The sequence below is a fragment of the Mesosutterella faecium genome, assembly GCF_022809315.2.
GTDB lineage: Bacteria > Pseudomonadota > Gammaproteobacteria > Burkholderiales > Burkholderiaceae_F > Mesosutterella > Mesosutterella faecium.
This window is the reverse complement of record NZ_JAKZJU020000001.1, coordinates 1,393,995-1,418,463: the sequence shown is the minus strand read 5'-3', so window position 1 is coordinate 1,418,463 and position 24,469 is coordinate 1,393,995. Positions and strand designations below refer to the sequence as shown.

Here is a 24,469-nt window from a genome sequence, read left to right as displayed (position 1 = left end):
TAAAGAACTGATCCTTCGTCTTGCAACGAACGATAAGCGTGGGCTCTGACTTCTGAAAGCCTTGCTCTCTTAAAAGGAGGTGATCCAGCCGCACCTTCCGGTACTGCTACCTTGTTACGACTTCACCCCAGTCATGGAACCCACCGTGGTCGTCGTCCTCCTTGCGGTTGGACAAACGCCTTCTGGCGAACCCCACTCCCATGGTGTGACGGGCGGTGTGTACAAGACCCGGGAACGTATTCACCGCGGCATGCTGATCCGCGATTACTAGCGATTCCGACTTCGTGCAGTCGAGTTGCAGACTGCAGTCCGGACTACGATCGGTTTTCTGGGATTTGCTCCGCCTCCTGGCTTAGCTGCCCTCTGTTCCGACCATTGTATGACGTGTGAGGCCCTAGCCGTAAGGGCCATGACGACTTGACGTCATCCCCATCCTCCTCCGGTTTGTCACCGGCGGTCTCATCAGAGTGCTCTTGCGTAGCAACTGATGACAAGGGTTGCGCTCGTTGCGGGACTTGACCCAACATCTCACGACACGAGCTGACGACAGCCATGCAGCACCTGTGTTCAGGCTCCCTTGCGGGCACCCCGGACTTTCATCCAGGTTCCTGACATGTCAAGGCTAGGTAAGGTTTTACGCGTTGCGTCGGATTAATCCACATCATCCACCGCTTGTGCGGGTCCCCGTCAATTCCTTTGAGTTTTAATCTTGCGACCGTACTTCCCAGGCGGTCAGCTTCACGCGTTGGCTTGGTTACCCAGAAATTGCTTTCCGAACAATCAGCTGACATCGTTTAGGGCGTGGACTACCAGGGTATCTAATCCTGTTTGCTCCCCACGCTTTCGTGCATGAGCGTCAGTCATGTCCCAGAGGGCTGCCTTCGCCATCGGTGTTCTTCCGCATATCTACGCATTTCACTGCTACACGCGGAATTCCACCCTCCTCTGACAGACTCCAGCCGTGCAGTCACAAATGCAGTTCCCAGGTTAAGCCCGGGGATTTCACATCTGTCTTGCACAGCCGCCTGCGCACCCTTTACGCCCAGTAATTCCGATTAACGCTCGCACCCTGCGTATTACCGCGGCTGCTGGCACGTAGTTAGCCGGTGCTTATTCTTCAGGTACCGTCATCAAAACCGGTTGTTCGCCGGTTCCTTTTCGTCCCTGACAAAAGCGGTTTACAATCCGAAGACCTTCATCCCGCACGCGGCATTGCTGGATCAGGGTTGCCCCCATTGTCCAAAATTCCCCACTGCTGCCTCCCGTAGGAGTCTGGGCCGTGTCTCAGTCCCAATGTGGCTGGTCGTCCTCTCAGACCAGCTACTGATCGTCGCCTTGGTAAGCTTTTACCCCACCAACCAGCTAATCAGATATCAGCCGCTCCTGTCGCGTGAGGCCTTGCGGTCCCCCACTTTCACCCTCGGGTCTTATGCGGTATTAGCTGATCTTTCGACCAGTTATCCCCCACAACAGGACACGTTCCGATACATTACTCACCCGTTCGCCACTCGCCGGCAGGAGCAAGCTCCCCCGCTGCCGTTCGACTTGCATGTGTAAGGCATGCCGCCAGCGTTCAATCTGAGCCAGGATCAAACTCTTGAGTTCAATCACTGCTGTTACTGCTACCCTGTTTCCAGGGCGTCGCGCTCAAAATCATCGACTGGTGATGCGAAAGCTTCTTGCGAAGCCTTCTATCTTCCATTCGTTTTTTCGAGCACCTGATTTCTTTTGAGCGGAACTCCCGAAGGAATCCCTGAGGCTCTCAAAAACCAGATGCCCACGCTTATCGGTTCGTTGTTCAGTTTTTAAAGATCACTGCGCTTTTGATTTGGAACAGATCCGCATCAATCGCGACAGGATTGTCATCTTACACGTTCAATTTTAAAAAAGCAAATATTTTTTGAACCAAAAAACTTAACCAGCATTAAAAACTGCGAGAAATAAATTTTTTGTCACTCATATTCAATGCGTTAAGCACGTCTTCAAATGAACCGGCAGATGTGATCCACTGCGATATCCGAAAAACCGAAAGACTCAGCCTTCGTTGTTTTTCCGCCGGCAACCTTCACCACTTCTTCAAGAATCCTGCTTCCCGCCTGTTCAATGGTGAGATCGCCCTCGAGAATGCCCGAGACATCTATGTCCATATTGTCCGCCATCCGGTGCGCTGTCTCGCGATTGCCTGTCACTTTAATCACCGGAGCCAGAGCATGTCCGGTCGGCGTTCCTCGCCCGGTGGTAAAGACGACCAGGGTTGCACCTCCCGCCACCATGCTGGTGACGGAGGCTATGTCATAGCCCGGAGTATCCATTATGAGCGCACCCTTTTTTGTCGGCCTCTGAGCCTCACGCAAAACTTCTACGACCGGCCTGGTTCCTCCCTTGTAGATGCAGCCCAGAGACTTTTCCTCAATGGTGGACAAGCCGCCGGCCTTGTTGCCGGTCGTAGGCTGCCCCGTCCGGCAGTCCTGACCCACGCCGGCCAGGTGCTTTTCATACTCCTCGCAGATGCGGATGATCTGGTCATGGATTTCCGGCGTTGCTCCGCGGCGCGCAAGGATGTGCTCTGCCCCGATGAACTCGACCGTCTCGGACATGACAGTGCTCGCTCCCGCATCGACCAGCCGATCCGACATGTTGCCAACGGCAGGATTGGCAGCGATGCCGCTTGTTGCATCGGAGCCTCCGCACTCAATCGCGACAAAAAGATCCGACAAGGGACAGGGCGTGCGCTGCGCGAGACTCGCCTCAGCGGCCATTTCCCGGGCTGCCTTCACGACCAGAGCCGTCGTCGCCACCGTACCGCCTTCTTCCTGAATGCCGAAGGAGACTACCTTTTTATGGGTCTGCCGGCGAATCATCGCGGCAAGCTCCCTGTGCCCCACAGTCTCACAGCCCAGCCCGACGACAACCACGCCGAAAACGTTTGGGTTCAGGGCAAAGCCCGTCAGAACTCGCAGGTTCATTTCTGTGTTGGCCTTGACGTCCGAACAGCCGACATTGAGGACGACGTTTCTAGCCCCCTGGACCTGGGCTGCTGCAAGCCGGCAGGTCTCGGAGGCGCAAGCGCAGCCCGGAAGGATCAGTACGTAGTTGCGGACTCCGACCTGGCCATCGGAGCGCCTGTAACCTATAAATTCCATGCTCATCTCCTCTGCTTCAGAAGGTATTCGTCTTCATACTTCCTTGGCTGACTCGCGATGTTCGAGTCATTCGCGAGTTCGCCTCGTCTGATCAGAGCAGTGGCGCGGCCGATGACCTCACCGTATTTCACCACTCCGGAACCCGCAGGAATATCTTCCAAGGCGATCTTGTTGCAGAATGCGATGTCCGATGCGGCCCGCACCTTCCGTCGCCCTCCGCCCGGTTCAAGGATCTCAACCTCATCGCCTTTCTTAACCGCCGAAGTGCAGACGGCTACATTGTCCGAAGCATGAATATGCAAAGCCTTTGGCATGATCTCTCCTGTTGATCGCCGAATGGCAAAGGGGAAAGCCCGCTGAGGCCGCCGGGTCGCCGGCGCCCTGCCGCGCCGACTCTTCCGGGGATCGAGAGACGAAAATTTCGCCCCCGAAGGTTAAAATCCCCTCGTTTCTATTGTTTCAGCATCCCGAGGCCCTTGCGGCTGGTTCCGCAACCGTGAAGCGAAGGAATAAGCCATGAATCTTTAAGCCTCACTTTTTTCACCGCGAGCCGTCGACCTCATCGTGGGCTACAGCGAAAAAATCATTCTCGCGATTGTCGTCCTCATCGTGGGAAAGTTTATCATCAGCGCCATCCTTAATGGCATCGGCCGCCTGAGGATCAGCCGCAGCCTGGATTCAACGGCCAGACAATACCTGATGTCATTCGTGCAGATATTGCTCTGGGTCGTGCTGCTGATCGCAGTCATCCAGATTCTGGGCGTGCCTATGGCCTCGGTCATCACCGTCCTCGCATCCTGCGGCCTGGCCATCGACCTCGCACTTCAGGGCGCGCTGTCCAACATTGCCGGCGGCGTCATGCTGATGGTCTTCCGTCCTTTCAATGCCGGCGATTATGTGGCCGTGGCGGGATCCGAGGGCACCGTTCAGGGCATCTCCCTTTTCTACACCACGCTCGTCACTGTGGACAACAAGCGTCTTGTCGTCCCCAACTCTCAGATCATGAACGCGACGATCACCAATTTCTCCTCCGAGAAACTGCGCCGCGTTGATCTCGACTTCGGAGTCGCCAAGTCTGAAAAGCCCGCCGAGATACAGGCGATCATCCTCGATGCCATTCGGGACACCAAGAAGGTTCTTTCCGACCCTGCCCCGTTTGCGCGCCTGAGCGGCGGCAACGACAAGCAGATGACCTTCACGGCCCGCGCCTGGTGCAACAGCGCCGACTACTGGGACGTTTACTTTGATCTGAACCAGAACATCACGGAAGCCCTGGGCAGCAAAGGCGTCAAGGCTCCTGCGGTCCGCATGATTCAGGACTAGGAAAGTCAGCCGGGGTCCCGGCCGCTGCGGGCCCCGATGAAAAAAGGAGACAGCCGCTGCGCCATTGCCTGGCGCTGAGGCCTGTCTCCTTTACTTTATCCCTCAAAAAAACGCCGCCTGCTGCGGGCGAAGCCGAAAGGCGGCGAAGCGTCCGTTACTTCAGGCTCGCGCGGTAGTCCTCAAGGAACTTGGCCAGTCCCTTATCAGTGAGCTGGTGAACCAGCAGCGCCCGCAGCACCTTCGTCGGAATCGTCGCTATATCCGCGCCTGCCTTCATCACGGCGTTCACATGTCCCACGGAGCGGATGCTTGCTGCGATGATCTGCGTCTTAAGCCCGTAGGTCCTGAAGACCTGAACCATGTCGGCCACTAGTCCCACGCCGTCCTCGCCGATATCGTCCAGACGTCCGATGAACGGCGAAACATAAGTCGCGCCGGCCCGGGCGGCAAGCATGGCCTGTCCAAGGCTGAAAACAAGAGTCACATTGGTCTTGATGTGCTCAGAGGAAAGGATCTTGACCGCTTTCAGGCCTTCGGCGATGCACGGAATCTTGACGACGACGTTATCGGCGATCTTTGCAAGTTCCCGCGCTTCGCGAACCATGCCTTCGCAGTCGGTGCTGATCACTTCTGCGGAAACCGGCCCAGGGATCAGTCTGCAGATGTCCGGTATAACCTCGGCCTGCGTGCGTCCTGACTTCGCGACCAGCGTCGGGTTGGTCGTGACGCCGTAAACAATGCCCATGTCCGCGAATTCTCTGATTTCATCTACATTCGCGGTATCCATAAAAATCTTCATAACCTGCATTCTCCGAGCAAGAAACTCTGCGGAAGTTTACAGCAAGGAGGCGCCTGAGAGCTCACACAGACATGTCTTCAGAACCCACGACCCCCACGCCGGGCCAGGGCCTCAGAGCAATCCGCAGAGCCACCCGGGCGACATTCTCTGCCGGGCAGAGACGGAACTTTTTCGGAAGAAGGGGACCGACGACCGTGAGAGCCGCGATCATCATCTCCTCACCCAGCCTAAACTCCCGGCGGCCTCCTGAAAGCACATTGGGCCTCAAAAACGCAAGAGATTCGAACCCCACTTTTTTCATGTCCTCCTCGGTCTCGCCCTTCACGCGGGTGTAAAAAATGGAGGAATGGGGATCCGCCCCGATGGCGGAGATCAGAACGCAGGTCCGCACACCGTTTTTCCGGGCCGCGCGGGCCGCAAGAATCGGATAGTCGTGATCTACGCGGTAAAAGTTTTGACGCGATCCTGCTTTTTTGATCGTGGTCCCGAGGCAGCAGATGAGCGCATCAGCCTTCCACCAGCCAAGGCCTGGGTCAATTCGTTCGTAATCCAGCGCCGGATTGAGCACCTTGGGGCCTGCGCAGCCTGCCTGAAGCGGTCTGCGCGTAGGAGCGACAACTGCTTTCACCTCGTCGCAGAGGGCGGCCGCCTTGAGAACTTCGCCGCCAACGAGCCCCGTGGCTCCCAACACCAGCAGAGTTTTTCCATCTCCGTTCATCACGTCCTCCCCCTCCCGTCGGATGCCTCCTTCGGGCGCCGGCTGAAAACCCGGCAACTGCGGGGCCGCCGGGACTGAGCCCAAAGGAATCGTCAGCGGTTTTGCCTTCCACTCCGGTGCGGTCCTGCTTCGGCCATCGGTTCAAGCTTCCTGTCGATACCCGGCCTCGATTTTCTTAATTTCCTTGTAAAGCCACTCGTTCACAGGCACGGAAATATTGAGCTGATGCGCCTTCCTCAGAACCGTGCCGGAAAAAAGCTCAACCTCAGAGGGCCTGCGGGCAAGCCCGTCCTGGCGCATCGAGGGCATGCCGTCCGGAGCAAGCCCGTCGATCAGCCTCACATAATCCTGGAGATCCTTCTGCGTCACGTTGACGCCGCTTGCGCGGGCGACAAGCAGCGCCTCGCGCATGGCTTCCTGCATGAGACGGCGCGCCTCCCCCGGCTTCTGGACAATGCCGTAGCCCCCGGCCTTCACCATGCAGACCTGGTTGACCCCGACGTTGAGCATCCATTTGGCCCAGAGCCGGTGCAGGATGTCCTCATCCCGAACGAAGGGAACGCCCGAGCGGAGAAAGAACTCGCAGAGCGCCTCAAGCGCGGGCAGCTTCTGCGGCTCTGTCTGAGGGCACCCCACACAGACAGTCCCTGCGTGCGCATAGTTCATGGACGTGCCTTCACGGGTCGCATCCATGCCCTGGGCCACGGCATAAAGAACCGTCCCTGCGCCGAGCTTCTCTTCGATCATCTCCTCGCTGGTGATCCCGTTCATCAGCGAGATCACGATGGTGTCCGGCCTCACAATCTGCCGGGCCAGCTCCAGAGCCCCGGGCAGACCCGCGTATTTCGTGGCGAAAATCAAAAGATCCGGCCGAACGGCCTCCGCCGGCAGCCTCATGTCGAAATCACATCGCCTGCCGTTGCAGAAAACTCCGTTTTTTTCATAGCGGGCCTTCCGCCCGGCGTCCATGACAAACTGCAGCGAGCAGGCACCGCCTGTCGACAGGAGATGTCCGTAGAGTATCCCCAGCGCCCCCATTCCTATGATGGCGGCGGATTGAATGCGCTTCATTTTTTCTGTCGTCTCCCAAAACCGAAGCTTCTTCAGCTCCGGGCAGAGCCTTTTCTCACCTCTAAGTCGACCTCAGCGCCCAGCTTCCGAAGCTCAGCGATAATCCGTTCGCGCTTGGCGCGGCTGGCGGCAACAAGCGACACGTCCCTGCGGAGAACCTTCGCGTAGCTGCCCGCCGAGGCCTCAATGTGCTTCATGAGCTCGGGATTTCGCTTCTGAGCGTCGTCTGCGTCGTCTGCGTTGTCCGAGGCCTTCACCCCGAGCTCCTCCAGATCGGAAACAAGCCACCAGAGCGCAGACTCGGGGTCCCTGTACCATTCCCCTCCCCGCACCCTTACGAATTTCCAGCCCACCCGCTCGAGAATCGCCTGGCGCTCCAGCTCCTCCATGACGCGCTCTTCATCAGGATGGGCAAGGTCTCCGTCGCACTCAAGGACCGCTTTCCGACCCGAGCCTTCGACCACAAGCGGCAGCTGGAAAGCCCCGACGCGGTAGCCGCGCAGGACCCTGTAGCGGCGGCTCTCGAGCGCCGAGGCCACTTCCGCGGCGAATTCCGGCATCTCGGCAGACCCGGAAGCGGCTGCCCCCAGATCCGGCTTTTTCAGGTAATCAAAAAACGTCTTTCTAATGTCGCCGTCCTGGAGCTGCGTCTCGGGGTCGAACGAATAGACGGCCCAGATTTGATCACGGGCGCGGGAGACAGCCACGTTCCAGCGCTTCTTCATTCCGTCGTCGCTGCCCGCCGTCTCCTTGCGCAGAGGCTTGCTGCCATCGGGCGAATCCACCAGCGACAGAAAGATCACGTCGCGCTCATCGCCCTGAAAGTCCGGGGAGAGGCCGCAGAGAATCTTGTGCCTTTCGATCGTCTCGGGGCCGAGCGCCTTGTAGAGCAGATCGTTGATCAGCTGGATCTGGGCGCCGGTGCGCCCCGAACGCATGACGATGACGCCGAACGTCTTGTCCCTGTACAGGGGCTCGGCCAGGCAGGCCTTGATGCGGCCGACAATCGCCTCGGCTTCAGCCCGGTTGGTGTCATTGCTCTCGCGCACGCCCTGCACGCGGCAGGAAACGATGGCCGGCAGGAGGCTGGTCGAGGCCGCATCCCGCAGCGGCAGGATGCACCCGTCATAGGAGAGTTCGTTCGAATAGCCGATGATGGGCGGGACGCATCGGAAATGCTCCCGCAACATCAGAGGCGAATAGGCCGTTTTCGCGAGGTCATAGAGCGAGGACTGAGCCTGGTAGATCGGCCAGTTTGCAATCCGGCCCTGGATGTACTGGCGCGACAAAGCAAGGACCGCCGAGTCTCCGACGCCTACGGCGGCCGGTGAGACCTGCCGGTCGTCGCCTGCGATGATTGCCTTTTTGGCAAGAAAGAGAATCGGCATGGAGGCAATGTCGGACTGCGAGGCCTCGTCGATGATCACGACGTCGAATTTCCACGATCCGTCGAAAGTGCTCAGCGCTTTCTCCGCAGGCATAATCCAGCAGGGAATAGCCTGCGAGCACTCGGCTATGAGCTCACGGGCCTGGGCGCGCAGCACCTCGGCGCTGCGGCTGGTGCCCCGCCCGATCCGGGCGGCGATCTGCGCCCAGCCCTGGAGTTTCTGCATGAGGGAGCGGTTGCCCTGCATGCGCCGCGCAAGGGCGAGCCAGGCCTTGTCTGCGGCGAGCTGCACCGTCTCTGCGCGAAGCCGGCTCGAAAGGGATTCCGCCTTTTTCTGCAGATCCCCGTAGTCCGTTTCAAGGTACTTCCTGAACCAGGCGTCAAGCTGCCGCCAGTCCCAGGCCTGCGCGGCGTTGTCCGGCACACCGCCGCCTCCGGCGGAAAACATCTCCCGGGTCCACTGCGGAGCCGAGCCCATGAGGCGGGAGAGAAGCTCCTTGCGGCGCTCGAGCCGGGGCTGCAGCCGGTTGAGCTCCGAGAGCTGCTTCCAGGCCTTCTCATAGCGCTCCCCGCTTTCCTCAAGCCCGGCGAGAAGCTCATCGCAAAGGGCGTCGGACTGGGGGGTTCCGCGGGCGCACTGCAGCAGCGCCTGCCTTGCCTGGGCGAGCCGCCTTCCCAGAAGAACCATGCGGGCCCGGGCGTGGTCGGCCTCTGCGGCCGGGCGGATAAAGCTCTCCACATTGCGGGTCAGGGCCTCGCAGCTTTCAATCGGGCCCGCCCCGGTTCCTCCGGTGAGCGCGTCCGGGTTCACCCCCAGTCCGCGCAGCCTCTCAAGCAGAGGCTGAGCCCACTCGGACCACCATCCAAGGGCCTTCTCAAGCCTCGGCGCAAAGCGCAACTTCGCCTGCTCCTCGGGATGATCCGCTCCGAGAGCATCAAAAGCTGGGCCGCCCGCGCCGGTAATGAGGTCGTCCCAGAGCTTGCGCAGCGACTCGCGGGCCTCCTCGAGGTTCAGCCTGAGCAGCACGGCCTCGTACTCATGCTCGCTGGAGGGCATGTGCCCGCCCACCGAAGAGCACGCGAGCGCCGCAAGCCTCGTCTTTTGCGTGAGCTTGGTGAGAAAGCCGGGCTCTCCGTTGATGTGATTGTCGCGGAAATACGAAAGCGCTTCCCTGAGCGCGGCCCGGTCCGTCCCCTTCCGTATGCCGACGGGCAGGTCGTCCATCTGGGCCATCTCCTTTTCGGCCAGAGCAGCCGCCGACGTGATGGCCTCGCCGAGCTTCTTCCACCGTCCCTCGAGCGCGCCTCCCGCGGCGCCGGCCGCCCTGGCGGCCATGACCCAGCCTTCGGGCTCGCCTATCGTCCGGTCGCGGTTCAGCCACTCGGAGAGCGAAGCCATAGGCTCCCCCTGCGGATGGCGCGCAACGACGGAAAGCTCTCCCAGGCGGTATCTCAAAGCGCCGTCCTCACCGTCGAGCGACTCGATGGAGAAGCCGCTTTTTGCAATGAAGGCCTTCAGGTCCTGAAGCTCTGCCTGAAGATGCGCGAGCTCAACCGGATCGGGGAGGCTGGAGAGCGCGGGCAGACCGGACAAAAGCTCCGGAGAGCCGCTGCCGGGCGCGAGCTTCATGAGCTGTCCCAGCTCCCTGGCTTCCTCGCTGGAAAGCGGGAAAGGCCCTTCCGGCAGCTCCGGGTCGGGGATCGCCTCGGCCAGATCGGAGTGCTCCTTGAGCCACCGCCCGAGGCTGCTCGGCGTCCAGTCCCTGCCGCAGAGCCTCACCGTGCGGAATTCGCGGCAGAGTTCTCCGTAAAGCGCGTTGCGCGTCTTCCCGAGCTCCTCGAAAGTCGCGCGGCGCGAAGCTTCCTCAGCTTCGATCCTGCGCCCAAGCTCTTCGATGCGCACGAGGGCGAGCCGGTCCGTGAGCCTCTGCACGGTGGACAGCACGTCGTCCTGGTCGCTCGAAATCGACACGCACAGATCCTGCAGCGGCGCGGGCATCATGGACTTCAGGACGCGAAGGGCCTTCTCCTTCTGCGAAGAAATGAGAACCGTCTGGCCTTGTGCGAGAAAGTCGGAAATCAGGTTTGCGATGGTATGCGTCTTGCCTGTTCCAGGCGGCCCCATGACGAGGACTGCGTCCCGGCTGCGGATTTCACGGGCAACCTGCAGCTGCTCGCGGTTGGCAGGCATGGTGAGCAGGATGTCCTCGTCTTCGCCGCCGGCGCTGGCAAGGCGCTGCTCTAGCGATTCGCGCTTCTGCCCGGGCGCTTCGCCCTGCTCCTCTTTTTCCGCGGCCCCGCAGATCAGGTCGATCAGATGACGCGGAATTTCCGCCCCCTCGTTGATGCGGCGGATGATCCGTTCCGAAGCCTCGGCCATGCCCGATGCGCGCTCTTCAATCCAGAGCACCGGTTCCTCATAGAACGCGAAATGGCACCACTCGTTGAAGCGGATATCCTGCGGAGCGTCCGCCCAGCGGCACTCGGGCGAGATGGTTGCCGCCAGATTCTGGAAAGAAGCCCGCACGGGCCCGGGCGCAAACGGGTGGGGAGAGGCGCTGTCGACGCTTCCCCTCACGCCCTGGCAGAGCTCCAGCCGGAAGCCGTCATCCTGGAAATCCGAGAGCAGCTCGGACTCGAACCGCACCGGCTCAGACTCATTGATCTGGACCGTGATCACCGCGCGCCCCTGCTCCACGCTGAGGCGGAACAGCACCGGCCGGCTGAGCACGGGATGGCATGCCGCGCCGTGGGCCTCGTCGGAAGCAAAGCTGATGGAGCCCGCCTTCGCCACGAAGCGCAGGTTGCCGTCTTCGATGAAGCGGCACTGCGCGTAAAGGTTCTGGAAAAGCTCGAGTGAGCGCGAGCAGCGGTCCCAGTTCAGCAGCCAGCTCCTGCGCCGCTCAAGCCAGGCGCTCCAGGACCGGGCGAGCTTCGGATCGCCCCCGGGAACGTCCGCCGGAGCCTCCCATTCGGGGCGGTCCCAGCCCTCGGCGACGAAGGGGCGAAGCTCTTCGGGCAGTCCGGGGCAGGCGGGCAAATCCTGCTGCTCCACGCGCAGCAGGACATTGGGCGTCCGGCTCTCCGGGGTCCACTTCTTCACCCCGGGCAGCGACGCGTCGATCTCCGACATCCTGATGTGCCAGGGATGGCGATCGAGCCGGGTGATGTTTTCCCGCCTCACCCGCCCGAGCTCCCGGGCGAAGCCAAAAAGCGCCTTGGTTTGAGAGGCCTGTTCTTCTCTTATTTTCTGAGCCGTTTCCTGCATGCTCTTCATCCCTGTCAATATCCGCCGCGGCCCGGAGCCTTTTCTTTACGCCGCTCTTGCCTGCCTAGAAGCAAGAATAACATCAGCCCCTGCCGGCACAAAGCCCCCCGACGTCCATCAGGGCCCGGGCGGCAAGCCAGAAGGCCGGGCGGCAGAAGTCCCGCGGCCGGCCGAGCAGCCCGTGCTGCGCGAGGGCGCGCAGCCAGAGCCTGGCCCTGCCTGCCAGCGCCGCCGGCACCGCGCCCTCTGACCGCATCGCCGCGGCGAGCTCCCGCCGGTCGCTCTGCCGGTAGAGCTCGGCCAGAAGGTACAGGGCGGCCGGCGCGCAAAGCCTCGGCGCGTCCCTCCGCAGGAAGCTTTTCGCAGCGGCAGTGAAAACCCATGCGGCCTCCAGATCGGCGCGGCCCAGCCCGGGCAGCAGCAGTCCGCAGCCCGCAGCGGCGTTAAAAAGCCGCTCGTTGCGGTGCTCTCCGAGCGCCGCGCTCCAGGGGAAGCCCGAGGCGGCCATCAGCAGCTCCGCGGCCTCAAGGCGCGTGATCCAGCGGCGCCGGCCGCCCTCGCGGCTCGAGCTGCGCCTCTGGCCGGGGAAAAGCTCCAGCCGGGTTTGAAAGAGCTCTCCCGCGCCCTCCTCTTTTTTCAGGCGCTCCCAGAAAAGGCCTGCCGCACGCTCGAAACCGCCCGGTCCGGGCTGCTCATACCTGAGGCCGCGGGCGCCCAGAAGCCGGGCGAGCTCCCCGGAGGCCTCATCGTCGCGGACTGCTGCACCGTCAGGCCTGATGTCGACATAAAGCGACTCGGGGAGCTTTCCCTGCGAGCGCGCCCAGCCGGCGAGGCTGCGAAGAAAATGCGCATCGCGCCGGGCTGCGACAACACGGGGGAAGGCCGCCCCTTTTTCCGCCGACCACAGGCCTGAGGCCCAGTCCGCGAAGTCCGGAAAGCGCTCCGGGTCGCAAAGCGAGGCCTCCAGCAAAAGCCGCAGCGTTCCGTCCCCGCCGCAGGCAAGAACGAGGAAGCCCGTCCCGCGGGCGGCCGGCGCAAGCGTGCGGAGAGCCTCGGCGCTGAAATCGCCGGAGAAATGCCAGAGCTCTTTGTCTGCGGCCATGCTGCTGAGGGTCTCCGGGGCTCAGGCGCCGGAACGGCTCTGTTCGCCAAAGTCAAAAGAGAGCTGGCTTGGCTTTTTTTTCTTCCGCGGCTCCGCATCTTCGGCGTCGTCGTCCGTCTCCCAGGACATTTCCTCGTCCGTGAGCGGCTCGAAAACCGTCATTTTCCCGCGGAAAGCGCTGAACTTATCCTGCACGGACCGCTCCTGCCTGCGCAGGGCGTCGTCCGAGCAGATCACCACATTGTTTGAGGAGTCGACCTCCCAGGGCTGGCCGGGCACCGGCTCGGATTCGATCCGCGAGGGCTGCTCGCTCACCCAGGGCATCGGGTCGGTCTCAAACACGCGGGGGCGGCGGCGCACGCCGGGCGGCGTGCGGTCGAAGTTCAAAAGACTGTCGGACGAGCTTCGCTTGGCCGAAGGCCCGGGCCCGCTCGGATCCGCTGCCGCAGGGGCGCTCCGGGGCTCCACCCGGGGCAGGGCCTGGGCGCCTCGAGGCGCACTGGCCCGGCTGCGGGCCGCCGCGCCTCCAAAAAGCCGCTTCAGACGTTCCAGCCACTTCATCTGCAGGCGCCCTCAGCCTTCGGGCTGCGCCGGGGCCGCACTGGGAACCGGCTCCGCTTCGGGCTTTGGAGCGGGCCCGGCCGCGGGCTCCTGCGCCGCCTCCGGCGACATCTCCGGAATCCCTTGGGCGGGCTGTCCCTCAACGGACTCCTTCACAAAGCGCCAGCAGTCCGGATCCCGCGCCCATTCGGACAGGGGCTTGCCAAGCGCCGAGAGCCTGAGGATGCCGTTGATCTCCTTCTGCCAGCCCGCAATCTGGGCCTTGAGCTGTTCGGAAAGCCCCTGGGCCTCCCAGATGGAGCGGAGCCTGAGCCTGCGGCCGAGCTTTCCGGCCGCGACCGCGACCGAGTAGGCGGCAATCACGGCGGCCTCGCCCGGATAGGCGCTTTTGGCGAGCCTGTAGCTGCTCCGATAAAAAATCGCGACCGACACAATGTCCTTCCAGGTGCCGGCGGTGATCTGCAGGTTCTCAATGTCGGTCTGCTCTTCCAGCCCTTTCATGAAGAGCGCGAAATTCTTCTGCGGCGACTGGCAGACCAGGTCCGGGTGTCCGAGCCAGGCGTTCATGTACTTGGCCAGATCGAGCTTCGTAATCCGGTTCGACGGCGGCACAGCCGCCTTCATGCGGCGCCGGGCCGCCGGCGAGCTCTCCTTGGCGAGCATCGTGCGGTAGGACCCCGTGGCCCTCTCGTAGAACCACTGGGTCGCCCCGTCAGGGCACCAGGTCGTGCGCGCGATGTGCTCAAGCCCGACATGGAAAGGCGAGGAAGAGGAAAGGTCCGAGGCGCGGACGTTGTTCTGCGTGTTCGCAAAACGCGATACATCGGTCACGAACGATTCGCCCGCCAGCGCGTCGGCGGACTTGGGGATGAGGATTTTGGCGGGGATGCGGATCTTCGAGAGGTCGATGCCGCGGTCGCGGCGGCGGGCGAAAAAGAGCGTGGCCGTCGTCTGGCCCCCGTTCACGATCTTCATGCCTGCGAGGACCTTGATGCCGGTCGTGCCGCTCGAAGTCCGTGCGATCTGCAGCTTCTCGGCCACCACGACGATGCCGTTGTTGAAGGCGAGGAAGTTCTCGGGATGCTCGCGCAGCGTGGCGTACATCCCGCGGTTCACCTTGGACTGGAGAGACAGGTAGGAGCGCACGTTCGCCTCGAGAAGCCTCGCGTCATAGTTCTCGTAGAGCGAGCGCAGGATTTCGCCCGGGAATAGGCAGAGCGCCGTGTCGTAAGGCAGCGTCTCATCGGAGTAAAAGACGCACGGCAGCGGCTCCCCGCAGCGCTGCGAGAAGTCAATGTTGACGCTCTCGCCTTTTTCGCCCTCGAGCGCCATTCGCGAGAGCCGCCGCAGATCGATGATTTCAAGCCCGACCAGCCTGCCCTCGATCTCCTGGGGCTTGAAGCGGGTGCTGCCGGCCAGGCCGTTCGTGAGCACCCAGAGCTTCACCTGATCCAGGCTCTTCCAGTTGAACTCGATCAGCGACACGAGCGAGGCCGCCACGCCGCTTTCCGGCATTTTTTTCGAGAGCGATCCGTCGGCGCAGTGCTTCAGGAACTGCAGGGCCTGCCCGGCCGCCTTCTTCGCCTCTTCAAGGCTCAGCTCGAAAATCCGGTCCGAAGACTCGTAGAGAGAGACAAAAAGGTCGAGCCTGTCTCGGTCATCGGAGAGCGCGCAGGCGGTGATGCGAAGCTTCGAATTTCCAAACAGCCCTTCGACCGTGCTCACTTCCGGCCGGGAGGCGATCAGGCCCATCTCGGTCATCAGCCCCGCCGCCTGTTCAGTGAAGGCGCTCTCGACCTGTGCAAAAGTGGGATTGAGTCCCATCTGGGCGGCGATATGCCTCACTTCGGTCTGAAGATCACTGAAGTACTGCTGCAGGAGCGCTTCCTCTGACATAGCCCCGGACTCCCCCAATAGAAATTTCTTTTGTCCTGCCAATATTAAACCGGCCTACGCTAATGCTAGCAGGAAGGAAGCGGCGGCAACGAAGCCGCCCGCAGCCCCCGCCGGGGGAGCGGCAGGGCCTTCAGGCGCACGGGGCCGGCGCCCTTTCAGGGCCTGCGGCAGGAAAGGCGGAACATCGCGACCGGATTCCAGGAGTCATCCTGCTCGCGGTAGATCCTTGAGGAAAGTCCGGTGTCGGACTCCACGCAGACGCAGCCCAGTTCGCGCAGCACCGATTCGTCCCACACAGGGCGCGGCACCCAGCTGATCGAGAGATCGCGCTTGATCGTGTCGCACTCGTCGAGCACTTCCTCGCCGATGCCCTCGTGGGCGTTTTTCCCGCCCTCCTGCCTTAGGCGGCGGGTGAGATCCGTAAAGGAGACGTAGCCGTAGTCCGCATCGAAATTAACGAAGACCCCGCCGTGGCGCAGCACGCGGATCCACTCTTTGTAGGCCGCCCGGACATCGGGCAGCGTCCAGGTGAGGTTGCGCGTGAGAACGACGTCGAAGGACTCGTCCGGAAAATCAAGCTCCAGCGCATTCATGAGCCTGAACTCGGGCTTCACTCCGCAGCTGCGGGCGATTTTACGGGCCTGGGCGATCATCTGAGGCGACAGGTCTACGCCAACCGCCTCGTGGCCGAGCTGGGCCATGAGGATGGCGAAGAAGCCCGTGCCGGTGCCGATGTCGAGAATCCTGAGCGGCCCCTTCGAGGAAGGCAGCAGCGGCCGGATCTCAGAGAGCCAGAGGCCGCGCCGCGCGCTTTGAAGCTCCTTGCAGCGCACCTCGCCGAAGCCGGCCGCGCGGCCGTCCCAGTAGCGGCTCACCCGCTGGTCGGAAGCCTCGGATTCGGGAGAGACTCCGTCGCTGAGAATCTCAAAGCGGCGGTAGGCGTCCTTGATGTCTTCGGGGCGCGGGGCGTAATCGTCTGTCATGGGCCGTTTTTTATACAACGTATGAATAATAAAAGCATCCGCCGCAGTTCAGCGGCGGGCGCCGCGCCGCCCAAAGGAGAAGAATCCGGCTGGCGAAGCGGCCGCCTACAGTATAAATCCGGCGCTGCGGAGGCTTGAGCCTGAGGCCCGAGCGTCAGGCCGCCCGGACCCGGAGGAAGCCCCCGGGCCGTTCCGCCCCAAAGTCCGCCCCTCACGCCGGAAGCCGGGCAGGCCATCTCTGGATTGCAGAGAAAAATTAAGCACGGTATGCTTAATAAAACACCTTGGAAGAGCCTCTTCTCCAGTCTAAAGAAGCAGCCCTGCTGCGCCGCAACGACATGCCCTATCGGATCAACTATCACGACCTGCCCAACGGCAGCGTCGAGGTCTCCTGCCCCGACATTCCCGAGTTTTTCATCGTGCAGCCCTCCCGGCAGGACGCCAAGGCTTTTGCGAAAGCCGCGCTGCCGGTTGCGATGCACAACTTCTATCGAAAGAAGCACAGGCTGATTCCGACCCCGACCAAGGGCCGCTGCGACGACAGGCTCACGCTGCCGGTGCGCATTCAGGCGAAGATTCTGCTTTGGAACTACATGCTCGAGAACCGCTGGAGGCTCTCGGAGCTCGCCAAGATGCTGGGCGTTTCTCAGACGCAGGCGCAGCGCCTGGTCGACCTGGACCGCGATCTTGCGAGCATGGAAGCAATCGAGGCTGCGCTTGAAAAACTGGGCGCCTCCTTCAGGCTCTCGCTGAGGTAGCCCCTGCAATCGGCTAGAATGCCCGCGCAACGCTTCACTACGGAGACCTTGACATGAGCCGCGCCTCGCCCTCGCCCGAATCCCACGAAAACGACATCTGGAATCCGTGGGCGGCTCTTCTTCTCTCCGTCATATTCACCCCTGTTTTCGGAACGCTTCTGCACGAAACGGACCTGAGGCACATCGGGGACAGGGACGGAGCGGTCACGGCGCACCTGTGGTCGCGCGGGTCGCTCGCGCTGCTCACGCTCGCGGCCATCGTTCAGCCGCTCGCTGCGGTCCGCCCGGGCTGGGAGCTGCTGCTTCTCACCGTCGACCTCGGGCTGCTCGCCAGCTGGGCCGCCTGCTGCGGCCTGCGCCACGCCCTTGAGATCTCCCGCACCGTGCGCGAGGTCCCGAAGTTCCGCCGCATGCCCATGTCGCGGGCGATCACGCTGGGGCTTCTCTGGCTCGGGGCCTGGACGGCGCTTTTTTACATCGCAAAGACCTTCTGGGAGATCGCGGGGCTGCTGCCCGCGTCCTGACCGCCATGGCGAAAAGCGCGCGCGAAATCGGCCAGAGCCTCTTTCCCGCCCCGGGCGGAGATGAGGCGGGGAGAGCGGCCGGCACCGTTCTCGACCTTCTTCAGGGCAGGCCCCGGGCGAGAAGGGCGACGGAGTCCGACATGGAGGCCTACTCGCGCGCTGCCGCCACGGGCGACCCCCAGGCGCAGTACGAGCTCGCGCGGCTGCTCGTCTCGGGGCGCCCCCTTTCAATCCAGAACCGGGAGGCTGCGAAGTGGCTTCGCAAGGCGAGCGCGCGCGAACACGCCGCAAGCGAGGCCCTGCTGGGGCTGCTCTACGCCCGCGGCCAGGGCGTCAGGCCCGACCCGGAGAGGGCCGTCGCGCTTTTTCGGGCCGCCGCCGTCTCAGGCAACGCCGCGGCCCAGTACCACCTTGGCATCGCGCTTGAAAACGGCTTCGGGACCGAGAAGAACGAGCGCGAAGCCCTCAGCTGGTTTCGGCTCGCCGGCGCGCAGGGGCACCTGCTCGCGCAGCTGCACGTCGGGCGCTGCTACCGGCAGGGCCGGGGCTGCCGCCCCGACCCCGTCCAGGCGACGCTCTGGCTCAGGCGGGCGGCGAGCCAGGGTCACCCCCAGGCCGCGCTGGAGCTGGGGCTGCTCTATGGCGAGGGGCTTGGGCTGAAAGTCCGCCCGGAGGAGAGCGCCGCGGAGACTTTCAAATGGATCAGCCGCGCGGCCGCCGAGGGGCTTGCCGAAGCGCAGTACCGGCTCGCGCTGCTTTACTCGGTCGGGCGCGGCTGCGAGGCCGATCCCTCGCGCGCCCTGGAGTGGGCGCGGGCGGCCGCGGCCTCGGGGCACGCCGGGGCGATGCTTTTTCTCGGCTCGTGCCTGCGCCACGGGGACGGCGCGCCGCGCGACCTCCCCGGGGCTCTCGCCCTCGCCCGCCGGGCGGGCGAGCTCTCGGGGGGCGCCCTCGGGCGCGGCGCGCTCGAGGAGATCGAGGCCGTGGCAAGCCCGGAGGAAAAAGCGCAGGCGCAGGAGCTGCTGCGCCGCTCGGGCGGCAACGCCGAACTCATCGCCTCGACGCTTGCGCGCTCGCGCGGGAAAAACCGGCCCGGCTCTTTCGAAAACCGCTGAAGGCGCCCGCTGTGCGGGCTTTTCCCGCGGAAAAGTCCTATAAAACCCCGATAAACATTGACTCAGGGCATTGTTTACTCATTTTTTAGGCTTTCAGCGACCTGCTCCGGGGTAAGCCGCTCTTTTTCAGGAAAAATTTTTCAGCTAACATCAGACGGACACCTGATGGACACAGGGTGCGGACCGCCTGGCACCAGCCCTCAGCCGCCCTTTTCGCGCGGCGGGCCAATGGGAAAAGCGGCAGACTTTCGCGGCCGAACCGCCAGGATCACGGCCCGGGCTTCAAATTGTCTTTCCAATTTATCGCTGTTGATTTTTGGATTTTAGGAGGCTCTTCTTATGAATCGTCAGGAACTCGTGGATCGCGTCGCTGCGGCTGAAAATCTGCCGAAAGCTCAGGCCGCCCGCATTCTGGAAACCGTTCTCACGGCCGTGAAAGAGACGGTGAAGTCAGGCGACAAGCTCACGCTCGTGGGCTTTGGAACGTTCAAGCTTCAGGAGCGCCCCGCCCGCACCGGCCGCAATCCGAGCACCGGCGCCGAGATCAAGATTCCCGCCACGAAAGTGCCGAAATTCGTTCCGGGCGCGGCCTTCAAGGCTGCCGTGAACGAACCGAAGAAAAGGGGCTGCCGCAGCCGCGCGAAGGCCCGCAAGTAATTGAGCCCGCAGGCCGCCGAGGCCTGCCGGAGCGCGAATCCCCGAGCCGCGGTAGCGGCCGGGGATTTATTTTTCTGCAGCGCGGAAGGCGCGGGGCCGGCCGCTAGGGCAGCAGAGCGCGGCCCCGGCCCGGACGGCTCAGCAGCTCGCTCATTTTCGAGCGGACCTTCTCGCGCATCATGAGCGAGACGAGCTCCTCCATCGCGTCGGCCGCGGCATTGCGGGGATCGGAGGCGAAGGCCGCCGCGGTCTCCCCCGGACAGGAGCGAAGCAGCAGCGCGGCAAGCGCCGACTTCGTGCGCTGCGTCACCTGCCGCGCGGCAGCCTCGGGAATCGGCTGAATGCGCTTTGCCGCCGCGGAGCCTCCGATCGTCACATACGCCCACTGGATGAGCACGTCCTTCTGCGCGGGGGTTGCGCTGCGGTAAAGGCAGGCGCCGAGAGCCGAGGCCGCCTGGGAGGCGGCAGCGGCCCCCTGAGAGGCGAAAACACCCGCCGCAGCGATGAGCGCGGCAGCCGCAGTCTTCATTTTCTTTTGTTCCTTTCCAAATGCAGATTCGCGCGCCTCAGCCGCCTTCCCGCCCGAGCCCGAAGAGCTCCTCAATCTGCGAGGAGGAGAGATCCCCGATCCAGCGCTCGCCCTCGCCCACCGCAAGATCGGCGAGGCGGCGCTTCTCCGTGAGCATCTCGTTGATCCGCTCCTCGAAGGTTCCCTCGGTGACGAAGCGCAGGATGAGCACGTCGCGCTGCTGGCCTATCCGCCAGGCGCGGTCGCTCGCCTGGTTTTCAACCGCAGGATTCCACCAGAGGTCATAGTGGACCACGACCGAAGCCGAGGTGAGGTTGAGGCCGGTGCCTCCGGCCTTGAGCGAAACCAGCAGAATGTCCGAGTCGGGATTGTTCTGGAAATCATCGACCATGGCCGCGCGCTGCGAGACCGCGACGCTGCCGTTCAGAAACTGAGGGCGGCGCCCGAAGCGCTTCTCAATCCAGTCCTGGAGCCGCTCGCCCATCTCCCGGTACTGGGTGAAAACAAGCGCCTTGCGGCGGTTCGAGCGGCATTCGGCCAGGATTTCGAGCAGGGCCTGCGCCTTCGCGCTGTCGGGCTCCGGCTCCCGGGTCTTCAGATACTGGGACGGCGAGTTGCAGATCTGCTTGAGCTCGGTGATCAGCCTGAGCACAAGCGCCTTGCGGCGGACGCGATCCTTCGCTCCGCCCTTCTCCGCCTCGCTGATCGCAGGCAGCGCCTCCTGAAGCGCGCGCTCGTAAAGAGCCGCCTGAGCGGGCAGCAGCCTCACCGGCACATCCTGCACCAGCCGCTCGGGCAGGTCCTCGATCACGCTGCGGTCGGTCTTCACGCGCCGCAGCATCAGCGGGGCGACGAGCCTGCGGAAAGCCTCCGAGACTTCCGGGTCGTGCTCGCCCTCGATCGGGTTCACGAAATTCGTCCTGAATTCGGAGGTGCTGCCCAGAAAGCCCGGCTGCACGATGGAGAAGATCGACCAGTACTCCATGAGGCGGTTTTCAACCGGGGTGCCGGTCATGGCGATGACCTGAGAGGCCGGAAAGGCGGAGGCCGCGCCGTAGGCCTCGGTTCCAGTGTTCTTCACGGCCTGCGCCTCGTCGAGGACGAGCAGCCTCCAGCGGCGCTTCGAGAGCGCGTCGAAGTCGCGCCTGAGCGTGCCGTAAGTGGTGAGCAGGACGTCGGGCATCTGCTCCTGCCCGGGCAGGCGGCGGTCCTGGCCGTGGTATATGGCGCAGCTCAGCGACGGCGCAAAGCGCCTGATCTCGCGCACCCAGTTGACGAGCAGCGAGGCGGGCACCGCGGCGAGCACCCGGCCGCGCTCGAGGCCTCCCTCGTCCTTGAGCCACGCAATCGCGGCGATCACCTGCAGGGTCTTGCCCAGCCCCATGTCGTCGGCGATGAGCGAGCCGAGGCCGAGCTTCAGGTTTTTCACGAGCCAGCAGAAGCCCCGCATCTGGTAGGGGCGCAGCGTCGCGTGGACTGACTCAGGCAGCCGCACTTCGATGCTCCGGTTCATGCGCCGCAGCTCCGCCAGGATGTCCGAGGAGGCCACAACCCGCGCGCCGTCGAGCTTTCCGGTGAGCACCGCCCGCAGCCGCTCGGCGTAGCCCGGGGCGCGCCGGGAGGACAGCTTCTTTTCAATCCGATCGATGTCCTCGGGGTCGAGCCACACGTAGTCCTCGCCCAGGCGCGCGATCTCGCCGCTGTGCCGGGCGAGCTGCCGGAACTGCTCCTCGGTGAGCTCGTGGCCGCCCACGGCGACCTTCCAGGAGAACTCCGAGAGCATCTCCTTGGTGAAAAAGGAGCGGGCCGATCCGCCTGCGGAGCCCGAGATCCGGGCGACAAGCGAGGGGCGCAGGAGCTTTCTGAGGCTCCTGGGAAGCAGCACCCGCGCGCCCAGCAGCTCGAGCGCCGGCTTCGAGTCGAAGAGAAAGCCCTTCAGGTCGGACTGGGGCACCCGCACGGCGAGCCCCCCGGTCTCGATCACCCGCGACAGCGGCGGGTAAGCCTTGGCGAGAATCTGGAAGTCGGAGAGGACCGAGTAGCGGTCGGCCGCATAATCGGGCGAGGACAGCAGGTCTCTCAGCAGCACCGGCCGGATTTCGCGGGCGGCCGCCGCCGGCACGATGCCGAGGTTGGCCGACAGGTCCTCGCCTTTTGTACGCCGCAGCGTCACCACGGGCTTCCAGCGCGTGGAGCTCTGATAGAAGACCAGCGGCCGCAGGTACCTTTCGAGGGCCTGGATTTCCGAGTCGCAGGCTCCCTCCTCAAGGCAGCGGTAGCGGTCAAGGAACAGCCCGGGCACGAGCTTCATCCGCTCGCGGCCTGCATTTTCCTGAAAGTAGTGCGAAAAAGCGGTAATCAGCACCGTGAGCACGGTGAGGAAACGCCCCTCGGGCGTTCCTGTCCTTTCGGGGGGGAGTTCGAGCGGCTTCACGCCGCTCGAGTCCATGGCGCGGGCGCCGGAAGCGACAATCTCGCGCACGAGCGAGGAGGCAAGCGCCGGCTCCCAGGCGAGCGTGCAGGCGGCCTGGCGGGCCCCCTGATGGCGCACCAGCACGGGCGCGACCGCCCCGTTTTTCATGAGGGCGAGCGCGATGGTGACCAGCTGCTCCCAAAACGCGAGGCCTGCGGAATGGGCCTGGGCCTCGGCGCGCCCGAGCTCGAGGAGCGCCCCGAGCAGCCAGCCCGCGGGGCGGCGCTCCGAAAGGGCACGCGGCTGGGCGCCCGAGGGGTGCGGGCGGATGAAGTCGAGGGTGTCGTCGAAAAGGCCGATCCGCGGCACCACGGGCCCGTAGGAGCCGAGCGGTCCGCGGTCGATGAAGCGCCAGACGTCGCTTTTCGCCTCCTGGGAGCGCTGCGTCCAGCATCGGGCGGCATTCTTTTTCAGGCGGTTCCAGACGCGCGCGAGCCAGGGCCTGCCGCCGGGCAGCAGCGCGAACTTCTCGGGCAGCAGCGACAGCAGCGCCTTTTCCATCGGCTGGAGCCGGTAAAGAGGCACCGCCTCGAACCCCTTCGGAGGCTCTGAGCCGGCCGCGGCCCCGGCTTCCGCCGCGGGCAGCTTCCAGAAAAGGAACGAATCGATCGTGAGGATCCCCGTCCGGGACTGCGCCTCAAGGTCCACGCCGAGCCCCCGCAGGGTTTCGCCGAAATCAACGCCCCCGAGCCGGAAAAGCTCGAAGGGATCGGTGTCGATGCGGCGCACAAGCGCATAGAACACGGCCCAGACGTGCTTGCAGCATCCGGGCTCGTCGGGGCACGTGCACACGGGGGCGAAGTCTTCCGCCGAGGCGGGGAAAAGGTTCACTCCAAAGCTGCGGGCGAGCTCGTCGAACCCGGGCTCGAGCTGGTGCTCGAGCAGCAGCGCCAGCGTCTGCGGGTGCGCGGCGAGAGCCGAGGCAAGCCGGCGGGCCTTCTCAGGGTCGATGCGGGGCAGCCGGAGGGTGACCCGGTAAGGGCGCGCGGCGGTTCCCTGCACCCGGGCGAGCAGCCTGCCCGTTTCATTTTCGATCTCAAGCCCCAGCACGCGGCCGCGGGTGAAGTAGCTGCGCCCGCGGCTTTCGCGCCCGGGATCGGACTGGCCCTGCTGCAGGGCCTCCAGCCATTTCCTGCCCCACCAGGTTGTTCCAAACTGCAGTTTCGCCATGACGAGCCTGAGAAAATATCGGCCTGCACGAAGATCCGGGCGGTCCGGACAGACAGGCGTCCAAAACAGCGTATTTTACCGTCTGCCGGGCCGGTTATGAAGCACGCTGCGGCAGGGCCTCGATTAAAATACCGGCAAAAAAAGAGGATCCCATGGCCACCATCATTTATCCCTCCCCCATCTTCGGCCCCGTGCACAGCCGCAGGCTCGGCCTGTCGCTGGGCATCAACGTGTGCCCGCCCGACGGGAAGATCTGTTCGTTTGACTGCATCTACTGCGAATGCGGCTTCAACGCCGACTTCCGCCCGAAGTCCAAAATGCCCTCGCGCGGGCTCATCGCCCGGCGCCTGGAGGAGACGCTGCTGGAGATGCGCAAGGCCGGAAAGATGCCCGACACCATGACATTCTCGGGCAACGGCGAGCCCACCGGGCATCCCGACTTCCCCGGCATCGTGGACGACACGCTGGCCCTGCGCGCCAGGTACTGCCCCGCCACGAAGGTGTCGGTCCTCACCAATGCGACGAGGATCACGAAGCCCGAGATCTTCGAGTCCCTGCTCAAGGTCGACAACGCCCTGCTCAAGCTCGACACCGTGGATCCCGACTACATCGCTCTGGTCGACCGGCCCAACGGCCCCTACCGGATTGAGGAGATCCTCGAGCGGATGAAGGCCTTCGGGCCGCGCGGCATCATCCAGTCGATGTTCCTGCGGGGCAGCTTCGAAGGCCGCAGCGTCGACAACACGACCGAGCGCTACGTGGGCCCCTGGCTGAAGGCGATCGGAGAGATCCGGCCAAAGCTGGTCACGATTTACACCATCGCGCGCGAGACGCCGGACCACGACCTGAGGAAGGCGCCCGCGGAGTCGCTCGATGCGATCGCGGACCGGGTGCGGGCTCTGGGGATCGCCGCGCAGGTCTCCTACTGAGCACTGAAAGCCGCAGAAGGCCCGCCTGAAAAAAAGGGCCTCGGGGCGAAGGTCGTCCCCGAA

At 63.7% G+C, this 24,469-nt stretch carries 18 protein-coding genes and 1 rRNA gene; 6 read left to right on the top strand and 13 right to left on the bottom strand.

The window, feature by feature from the left end:
• Window positions 1–72: 72 nt before the first annotated feature.
• From MUN46_RS06610 to MUN46_RS06600, 3 genes are all read right to left on the bottom strand, one after another.
• A 16S ribosomal RNA gene (locus MUN46_RS06610) occupies window positions 73–1,605 on the bottom strand.
• A gap of 377 nt (window positions 1,606–1,982) precedes the next feature.
• A complete protein-coding gene (locus MUN46_RS06605) occupies window positions 1,983–3,143 on the bottom strand; it encodes a UxaA family hydrolase (RefSeq protein ID WP_243377115.1) in 1,161 nt (386 codons plus the stop codon).
• 2 nt (window positions 3,144–3,145) lie between these two features.
• A complete protein-coding gene (locus MUN46_RS06600) occupies window positions 3,146–3,457 on the bottom strand; it encodes a UxaA family hydrolase (RefSeq protein WP_237979207.1) in 312 nt (103 codons plus the stop codon).
• Window positions 3,458–3,707: 250 nt separating this feature from the next.
• On the opposite strand from MUN46_RS06600, the gene MUN46_RS06595 reads away from it, so the two are divergent.
• Window positions 3,708–4,466: a mechanosensitive ion channel family protein gene (locus MUN46_RS06595; protein WP_243377114.1), complete on the top strand. Its 759-nt coding sequence runs from the start codon at window positions 3,708–3,710 to the stop codon at window positions 4,464–4,466.
• 154 nt (window positions 4,467–4,620) lie between these two features.
• On the opposite strand, the gene fsa is transcribed toward MUN46_RS06595, so the two are convergent.
• The 8 genes from fsa to MUN46_RS06555 form a co-directional block, all read right to left on the bottom strand.
• Window positions 4,621–5,253, bottom strand: a complete 633-nt coding sequence (gene fsa / locus MUN46_RS06590) for a fructose-6-phosphate aldolase (protein ID WP_243377113.1) — start codon at window positions 5,251–5,253, stop codon at window positions 4,621–4,623.
• A gap of 73 nt (window positions 5,254–5,326) precedes the next feature.
• A complete protein-coding gene (locus MUN46_RS06585; protein ID WP_243377112.1) occupies window positions 5,327–5,983 on the bottom strand; it encodes a Rossmann-fold NAD(P)-binding domain-containing protein in 657 nt (218 codons plus the stop codon).
• A 141-nt stretch (window positions 5,984–6,124) separates the two neighbouring features.
• Window positions 6,125–7,054 (bottom strand): ketopantoate reductase family protein, encoded by a 930-nt coding sequence (locus MUN46_RS06580; protein ID WP_243377111.1) that lies wholly within the window; start codon window positions 7,052–7,054, stop codon window positions 6,125–6,127.
• A gap of 32 nt (window positions 7,055–7,086) precedes the next feature.
• On the bottom strand, window positions 7,087–11,709 hold the full coding sequence (locus tag MUN46_RS06575; protein ID WP_243377110.1) for an AAA domain-containing protein: 4,623 nt from the start codon (window positions 11,707–11,709) through the stop codon (window positions 7,087–7,089).
• An 82-nt stretch (window positions 11,710–11,791) separates the two neighbouring features.
• Window positions 11,792–12,811 carry a hypothetical protein gene (locus tag MUN46_RS06570; protein ID WP_243377109.1) on the bottom strand — a complete coding sequence of 340 codons (1,020 nt, stop codon included), beginning with the start codon at window positions 12,809–12,811 and terminating at the stop codon, window positions 11,792–11,794.
• 21 nt (window positions 12,812–12,832) lie between these two features.
• Entirely contained in the window at window positions 12,833–13,372 is a 540-nt protein-coding gene (locus MUN46_RS06565; RefSeq protein WP_243377108.1) for a hypothetical protein, read from the bottom strand.
• A 12-nt stretch (window positions 13,373–13,384) separates the two neighbouring features.
• Window positions 13,385–15,268 (bottom strand): AIPR family protein, encoded by a 1,884-nt coding sequence (locus MUN46_RS06560; protein ID WP_243377107.1) that lies wholly within the window; start codon window positions 15,266–15,268, stop codon window positions 13,385–13,387.
• A gap of 155 nt (window positions 15,269–15,423) precedes the next feature.
• A complete protein-coding gene (locus MUN46_RS06555; protein WP_243377106.1) occupies window positions 15,424–16,251 on the bottom strand; it encodes a class I SAM-dependent methyltransferase in 828 nt (275 codons plus the stop codon).
• 284 nt (window positions 16,252–16,535) lie between these two features.
• On the opposite strand from MUN46_RS06555, the gene MUN46_RS06550 reads away from it, so the two are divergent.
• From MUN46_RS06550 to MUN46_RS06535, 4 genes are all read left to right on the top strand, one after another.
• Window positions 16,536–17,009: a hypothetical protein gene (locus MUN46_RS06550; RefSeq protein ID WP_243377105.1), complete on the top strand. Its 474-nt coding sequence runs from the start codon at window positions 16,536–16,538 to the stop codon at window positions 17,007–17,009.
• Between the two features lie 53 nt (window positions 17,010–17,062).
• A complete protein-coding gene (locus MUN46_RS06545) occupies window positions 17,063–17,533 on the top strand; it encodes a hypothetical protein (RefSeq protein WP_243377104.1) in 471 nt (156 codons plus the stop codon).
• 5 nt (window positions 17,534–17,538) lie between these two features.
• Window positions 17,539–18,648 (top strand): tetratricopeptide repeat protein, encoded by a 1,110-nt coding sequence (locus MUN46_RS06540; protein WP_243377103.1) that lies wholly within the window; start codon window positions 17,539–17,541, stop codon window positions 18,646–18,648.
• A 339-nt stretch (window positions 18,649–18,987) separates the two neighbouring features.
• On the top strand, window positions 18,988–19,305 hold the full coding sequence (locus MUN46_RS06535) for an HU family DNA-binding protein (protein WP_237979194.1): 318 nt from the start codon (window positions 18,988–18,990) through the stop codon (window positions 19,303–19,305).
• A gap of 103 nt (window positions 19,306–19,408) precedes the next feature.
• On the opposite strand, the gene MUN46_RS06530 is transcribed toward MUN46_RS06535, so the two are convergent.
• Window positions 19,409–19,834: a hypothetical protein gene (locus tag MUN46_RS06530; protein ID WP_243377102.1), complete on the bottom strand. Its 426-nt coding sequence runs from the start codon at window positions 19,832–19,834 to the stop codon at window positions 19,409–19,411.
• A gap of 37 nt (window positions 19,835–19,871) precedes the next feature.
• Entirely contained in the window at window positions 19,872–23,477 is a 3,606-nt protein-coding gene (locus MUN46_RS06525; protein WP_243377101.1) for an SNF2-related protein, read from the bottom strand.
• 152 nt (window positions 23,478–23,629) lie between these two features.
• On the opposite strand from MUN46_RS06525, the gene MUN46_RS06520 reads away from it, so the two are divergent.
• Window positions 23,630–24,406 carry a radical SAM protein gene (locus MUN46_RS06520; protein WP_243377100.1) on the top strand — a complete coding sequence of 259 codons (777 nt, stop codon included), beginning with the start codon at window positions 23,630–23,632 and terminating at the stop codon, window positions 24,404–24,406.
• Window positions 24,407–24,469 lie beyond the last annotated feature (63 nt).

What these genes read in the sequence shown, in the direction of transcription:
- MUN46_RS06605 (WP_243377115.1), bottom strand. Translation starts at nt 3,143, where the DNA reads ATGGAATTTATAGGTTACAGGCGCTCCGATGGCCAGGTCGGAGTCCGC.
- MUN46_RS06585 (WP_243377112.1), bottom strand. Translation starts at nt 5,983, where the DNA reads ATGAACGGAGATGGAAAAACTCTGCTGGTGTTGGGAGCCACGGGGCTC.
- MUN46_RS06565 (WP_243377108.1), bottom strand. Translation starts at nt 13,372, where the DNA reads ATGAAGTGGCTGGAACGTCTGAAGCGGCTTTTTGGAGGCGCGGCGGCC.
- MUN46_RS06600 (WP_237979207.1), bottom strand. Translation starts at nt 3,457, where the DNA reads ATGCCAAAGGCTTTGCATATTCATGCTTCGGACAATGTAGCCGTCTGC.
- MUN46_RS06545 (WP_243377104.1), top strand. Translation starts at nt 17,063, where the DNA reads ATGAGCCGCGCCTCGCCCTCGCCCGAATCCCACGAAAACGACATCTGG.
- MUN46_RS06520 (WP_243377100.1), top strand. Translation starts at nt 23,630, where the DNA reads ATGGCCACCATCATTTATCCCTCCCCCATCTTCGGCCCCGTGCACAGC.
- MUN46_RS06555 (WP_243377106.1), bottom strand. Translation starts at nt 16,251, where the DNA reads ATGACAGACGATTACGCCCCGCGCCCCGAAGACATCAAGGACGCCTAC.
- MUN46_RS06540 (WP_243377103.1), top strand. Translation starts at nt 17,539, where the DNA reads ATGGCGAAAAGCGCGCGCGAAATCGGCCAGAGCCTCTTTCCCGCCCCG.
- MUN46_RS06525 (WP_243377101.1), bottom strand. Translation starts at nt 23,477, where the DNA reads ATGGCGAAACTGCAGTTTGGAACAACCTGGTGGGGCAGGAAATGGCTG.
- MUN46_RS06570 (WP_243377109.1), bottom strand. Translation starts at nt 12,811, where the DNA reads ATGGCCGCAGACAAAGAGCTCTGGCATTTCTCCGGCGATTTCAGCGCC.
- MUN46_RS06530 (WP_243377102.1), bottom strand. Translation starts at nt 19,834, where the DNA reads ATGAAGACTGCGGCTGCCGCGCTCATCGCTGCGGCGGGTGTTTTCGCC.
- MUN46_RS06580 (WP_243377111.1), bottom strand. Translation starts at nt 7,054, where the DNA reads ATGAAGCGCATTCAATCCGCCGCCATCATAGGAATGGGGGCGCTGGGG.
- fsa (WP_243377113.1), bottom strand. Translation starts at nt 5,253, where the DNA reads ATGGATACCGCGAATGTAGATGAAATCAGAGAATTCGCGGACATGGGC.
- MUN46_RS06575 (WP_243377110.1), bottom strand. Translation starts at nt 11,709, where the DNA reads ATGCAGGAAACGGCTCAGAAAATAAGAGAAGAACAGGCCTCTCAAACC.
- MUN46_RS06535 (WP_237979194.1), top strand. Translation starts at nt 18,988, where the DNA reads ATGAATCGTCAGGAACTCGTGGATCGCGTCGCTGCGGCTGAAAATCTG.
- MUN46_RS06560 (WP_243377107.1), bottom strand. Translation starts at nt 15,268, where the DNA reads ATGTCAGAGGAAGCGCTCCTGCAGCAGTACTTCAGTGATCTTCAGACC.